Origin of the sequence: Kitasatospora sp. NPDC059747 (assembly GCF_042732955.1) — a bacterium.
GTDB lineage: Bacteria > Actinomycetota > Actinomycetes > Streptomycetales > Streptomycetaceae > Kitasatospora.
Window position 1 is genome coordinate 22,159 of sequence record NZ_JBHWGV010000128.1, and the last position, 4,282, is coordinate 26,440.

The 4,282-nt window shown below is 74.5% G+C and carries 4 protein-coding genes; 1 reads left to right on the forward strand and 3 read right to left on the reverse strand.

From position 1 onward, the window contains the following. Nucleotides 1-159: 159 nt before the first annotated feature. On the reverse strand, nucleotides 160-888 hold the full coding sequence (locus ACFV4G_RS36540) for a hypothetical protein (RefSeq protein ID WP_380446560.1): 729 nt from the start codon (nucleotides 886-888) through the stop codon (nucleotides 160-162). Nucleotides 889-1,249: 361 nt separating this feature from the next. Between ACFV4G_RS36540 and ACFV4G_RS36545 the strand changes: the two genes are divergently transcribed. After that, on the forward strand, nucleotides 1,250-2,128 hold the full coding sequence (locus ACFV4G_RS36545) for a hypothetical protein (protein ID WP_380446563.1): 879 nt from the start codon (nucleotides 1,250-1,252) through the stop codon (nucleotides 2,126-2,128). Between the two features lie 91 nt (nucleotides 2,129-2,219). Here the strand turns inward: ACFV4G_RS36545 and ACFV4G_RS36550 are convergent, their stop codons facing one another. Both ACFV4G_RS36550 and ACFV4G_RS36555 read right to left on the reverse strand, forming a co-directional pair. After that, nucleotides 2,220-3,893: a DUF885 domain-containing protein gene (locus ACFV4G_RS36550; RefSeq protein ID WP_380446565.1), complete on the reverse strand. Its 1,674-nt coding sequence runs from the start codon at nucleotides 3,891-3,893 to the stop codon at nucleotides 2,220-2,222. A 207-nt stretch (nucleotides 3,894-4,100) separates the two neighbouring features. Further along, a partial coding sequence (locus tag ACFV4G_RS36555) for a DUF5997 family protein (RefSeq protein WP_380446568.1) occupies nucleotides 4,101-4,282 on the reverse strand: 182 nt, incomplete at its 5' end.

Here is a 4,282-nt window from a genome sequence, read left to right on the forward strand (position 1 = left end):
GGGGGGCGCGCGGGGGGGGGGCGCGGGGGCGGGCCGCGGCGGGCGCCCGCGGGGGGGCCGGGGCTCCGGGGGCGCCCCCGCCCCATCGACGCCGTCGCCGAGCTGGTGGAGTCGCTGGGCTGAGCCGGACCGGGCGTCAGCGGCGGGACGGGCGGCGGCTCACTGGTCGTCGCCGTCCGCGTCCGGTCCGGCGGCCGGTGCGCCGCCCTTGCCGATGCCGAGCTTGGCCTCGGCGGTGGTCCAGTCGGCGGCGATGGCCTGCTGGACGGCGGCGAGGGTGGCCTGGCCCTTGCAGAGCGCGGTGTGCAGGTGCGTCTCGACGGTGTCCTTGGGGTTGTTCGGACCCTTGCCCGGGACGTGGTCGGGGGACGGCGGCTGGACCCACAGGTTGCGCGGGTCGTTCGGGTCGCCGCCGAGCTGCAGGCTGATCAGGTGGTCGTACTCGGCGTCGCCCATCGGGCCGGTGTAGCCGTAGGACTTGGCGTTCTCGGCCTTCTCCTTGCCGGTGATGTTCGCCGGCGGGCGGATCCCCGAGGTGTAGCCGCCCGGCTTGCAGACGGTGTCGTTGAGGTTGGCCTGGGTGACCGCCGGGCTGGTCGCGCCCGGGGTGCAGTTCGGGTCCGGCAGCGGCTGCTTGTCCGCGGTGTAGTGGTACTTGCAGGTGCCGGCGGCGGGCTGGGCCTGCACGTCGTACGAGGGCTTGGGGCCGACGCCGACCGGGATCGCGTGCGCGGCGGCCGCGTCGCCGGCCGCCGGGGCCGAGCCCTTGGCGGCCGCGCTGGTGGGGGCGGGCTTGGCGGTGTGTCCGGTGTTGGACGAGCAGCCTGCGGCCGCGGCGAGCAGGACGGCCGCGGCTATGGCCAGGGCACCGCGAGCGGGAGCCGGCACGAGTTCCTCCAGGTGGGTGTGCGTGAGCTGCGGGCCGGCGGGCCGCCGGATACCGCGCCAGCGGACACTACCGTGTCAAAGGGGCCAAAGGGGTGACGCCACGTCGGGCGCGGGAGGCCGTGGCCCGGCGTGCGGAATCGTTCCGCCGCGCCCGCCGTCTCGCGTGCCGTCCCGGATGCCGGTCGCGTGCCGTTCCGGGGGCCCGTCAGGGGACTGACGTCGGGCGGAGTAACCGAAGGGCGGGGCCCGTCAAGCATGCGTAGCTTCGTCACCGAACGACTGCTCGCCGGCGTTCCCCGCTCCGTTCCCCGATCTGACCCCCGCTCTGATCCCTCTCCGACCCCCCGACCGGAGTCACCCCATGCGGATCCCCGCCCTCCTCGCGGCAGCCGCCCTGCTGCCGCTCTCAATCACCGCCGCGCAGGCCGCCCAGGCCGCCGCCGGCCCAGCCCACCGCTCGACGTACGCCAAGGACCTGAGCGTCCAGGTCAGCCCGCCGTCCTTCCCGACCGCGCCCGGCGCCGTCGGGACGATCCTGGTGACGGTCTGCAACAACGGCTCCGAGACGCCGGCCGACGGGGCGACCCTGGTGGTCAACGGCCCCGCCGATCCGTCGATGCGCCTGACCACCGATCACGCGGGCCCGGTGGACGGCGGCTGGAACTGGATCCGCTTCACCGTCGCCAAGGGGCTGGCACCGGCCACCTGCGAGACGGAGAAGCTCTACGGCGAGACCATCAGCACCACCCCCGGCCCGAGGACCTACCCCGGCGGCACCGCCGTGGTCACCTGGGACGCCGACCAGAACCCGAACGACAACTCGACCACCTGGTCCTGGGACACCTCCGCGCCCGTCACCGACGCGGTGCTGGAGATGTGGCGGCCCCCGAAGCCCGCCGCGCCCGGCAACCCGGCCGACTTCGAGGTGCTGGAGCGCAACCTCGGCCCTTCCACCGACTACCCGTGGCGCGGCCGGCTCACCGCCAAGCTCCCGCCCGGCTCCAAGTGGCTCGACAGCGCGCCGAGTGACAACAAGTGCGCGATCTCGGCCGACGGCACCACGGCCACCTGCGACGACATCGTCGGCAACACGTGGTCCCAGTACAACCGCGGCTTCGCGCTCCGGGTCGACCCGGCCGCGAGCCCGGGCACGAGCATCGCCGCGACGCTCACCTACGAGGCCCCGGCCAACCCGGACCCGCACACCTTCGTCCTGACGGTGCTCATCCCGGTGTGCTGAGCCGCGCGCCGAGCCCGGTGGGCCCGGTGGGCCGAACACACGGGTGGGGCCGGTCCCGTACCGGCCGCCCCCACCCTCCGCGGCCCGGGCGTCAGTGCGCCGCGATCCAGTCCGTGATCAGCTCGTCCAGCACGCCCAACGGCAGGCTGCCATGCCCGATCACCTCGTGGTGGAACTCCTTCACGTCGAAGCGCGGGCCGAGCGCCGCCCGCGCCCGCCCCCGGTGCCGGACGATCTCCCGGCGGCCGATCAGGTAGGCCGTGGCCTGACCGGGCCAGGCGATGTACCGGTCGATCTCGTTGCGGACGTTGGCCTCCGTCGTGGCCGTGTTGTCCCGCATGTAGGCGATCGCCCGCTCCCGCGACCAGCCGAAGTGGTGCAGCCCGGTGTCCACCACCAGCCGCACGGCCCGCAGCGCGTCCAGCGACAGCATGCCGAAGCGGGAGAGCTCCGAGCTGTACAGCCCCATCTCGTCCGCCAGCCGCTCGGTGTACAGCCCCCAGCCCTCGACGTGCGCGGTCAGCTGCCCGGTCGGCTTCTGGCGGAACTCCGGCAGGTGGTGCAGCGTCTGGGCGACGGCGATCTGCAGGTGGTGGCCCGGCACGCTCTCGTGGAAGGCGATCGCCTCGTACTCGTACCGGAAACGGGTGTGCGGGCGCAGCGTGTTGATCCAGTGGGTGCCGGGCAGGCCGCCCGGGCCCGGCGGCTGGTAGTAGGCGAGCGGCGCGGTCTCCGCCTCGATCGGGTCGATCTCGCGGGTCACGCAGTCGGCGATCGGGTAGGCGCGGAAGTACCCGGCGGACGCGAGGCGGGCCCGCTCCAGCGCGTCGTCGGCGAGGGCGACGATCTCCGCCGCGCCGGCGAACCGCAGGGCCGGGTCCTCGCGCAGCGCGGCCAGCACGCGGTCGGTGCCGACGACGCCGAGCACCGTGGCGCCCAGCTCGGCGAACTCCTCGCGCAGCGCCGCCACCGCGTCCAGGCCGATCCGGTGGATCTCCTCCGGGGTGAGCCCGGGCCGGGTGTAGCGGCCGACGGCGTCCGCGTAGCCCTCGGTGCCGCCGGGCACGTGGCACACGCCGGCCTCGGTGTCCGGCCGGGCCCCGGCCGCGAGCCGCTGGGCCAGGCCCGCCCGGTAGCGGGCCACCGCGGGCCGCACGCCGTCGCGCACGATCGTCTCGGCGCGCAGCGCCTCGCGGCGGCCGTGCAGCGGGCGCAGTAGCTGGTCGTCGGCGAGACTCCCGGCGAGGTAGCCGTCGAGCTGGGCGATCGCGGCGTCGACGCCGCTGCGCAGCGGGCGGCGGCCCTCGACGGCGGCGTCGAGGTAGCGCTGGAGGCAGGCGTCGAAGTAGCCGGGCAGTCCGGCCAGGCGCTCCAGGTAGGAGTCGGCGCCCTCCTGGTCGACCGCGGTCATGACGAGGGACTGGAAGGCCTCGTTCTGGGGCGCCGCGATGGTCGCCGAGATGCTGAAGTCGGCGAGTCCGTGGGTGATCCGGCCGGTGCCGTTGTCGATCAGGCGGGCGAGGACGCGGTGCGTGATGCGGTCCTCGCCGTCGAGGGCGTCGAGGGGCACCGCGGCGAGCCGCGTCGCGAGGCCCTGCAGCACCGCGCGGTGTTCCAGGGCGGCCTCCCGGGACGGGTCCGGCACCTCGTGGGCGTGGCCCGCGACCCCGCTGAGCGTGGCGCCGAACGGGTCGTGCGCGTTCTCGGCGGCGAAGTACTCCTCGGCGAGCGCGGCGAGTTCGGCCTGGTGAGTCTGCTCGTTCATGAGAGGTGCCTATGACGAAACCTCAGGGGTCCGCAACCCCTGGGACGGCATTGGCCGTTGCGGGTTCATGAAGCCGGTTCGCGTTCATGCAGCCGGTTCGCGCGCCGGTCCGCGTGCCGTTTGCGCAGCTCGTCCGGGATATGACGATGCCGGCCCCGTCGCTCTCGGGCGACGGGGCCGGCATCGGTTCTTCGGGGGCGGGGAGCGTCAGGCCTTCGCGGCCTTCGCGGCCTTGGCAGCGGCCTCCGCGGCCTCCTTCTCGTGCTTCGCCTTGATCCGGGCGGTCTCCTTGCGGACGTCCACCTGGTTGGCGCGCTCGTGCTGGAGCCACAGCGGGTTCTCCGCCTTGAGGGCGTCGATCTGCTCGGTGGTGAGCGCCTCGGTCACCC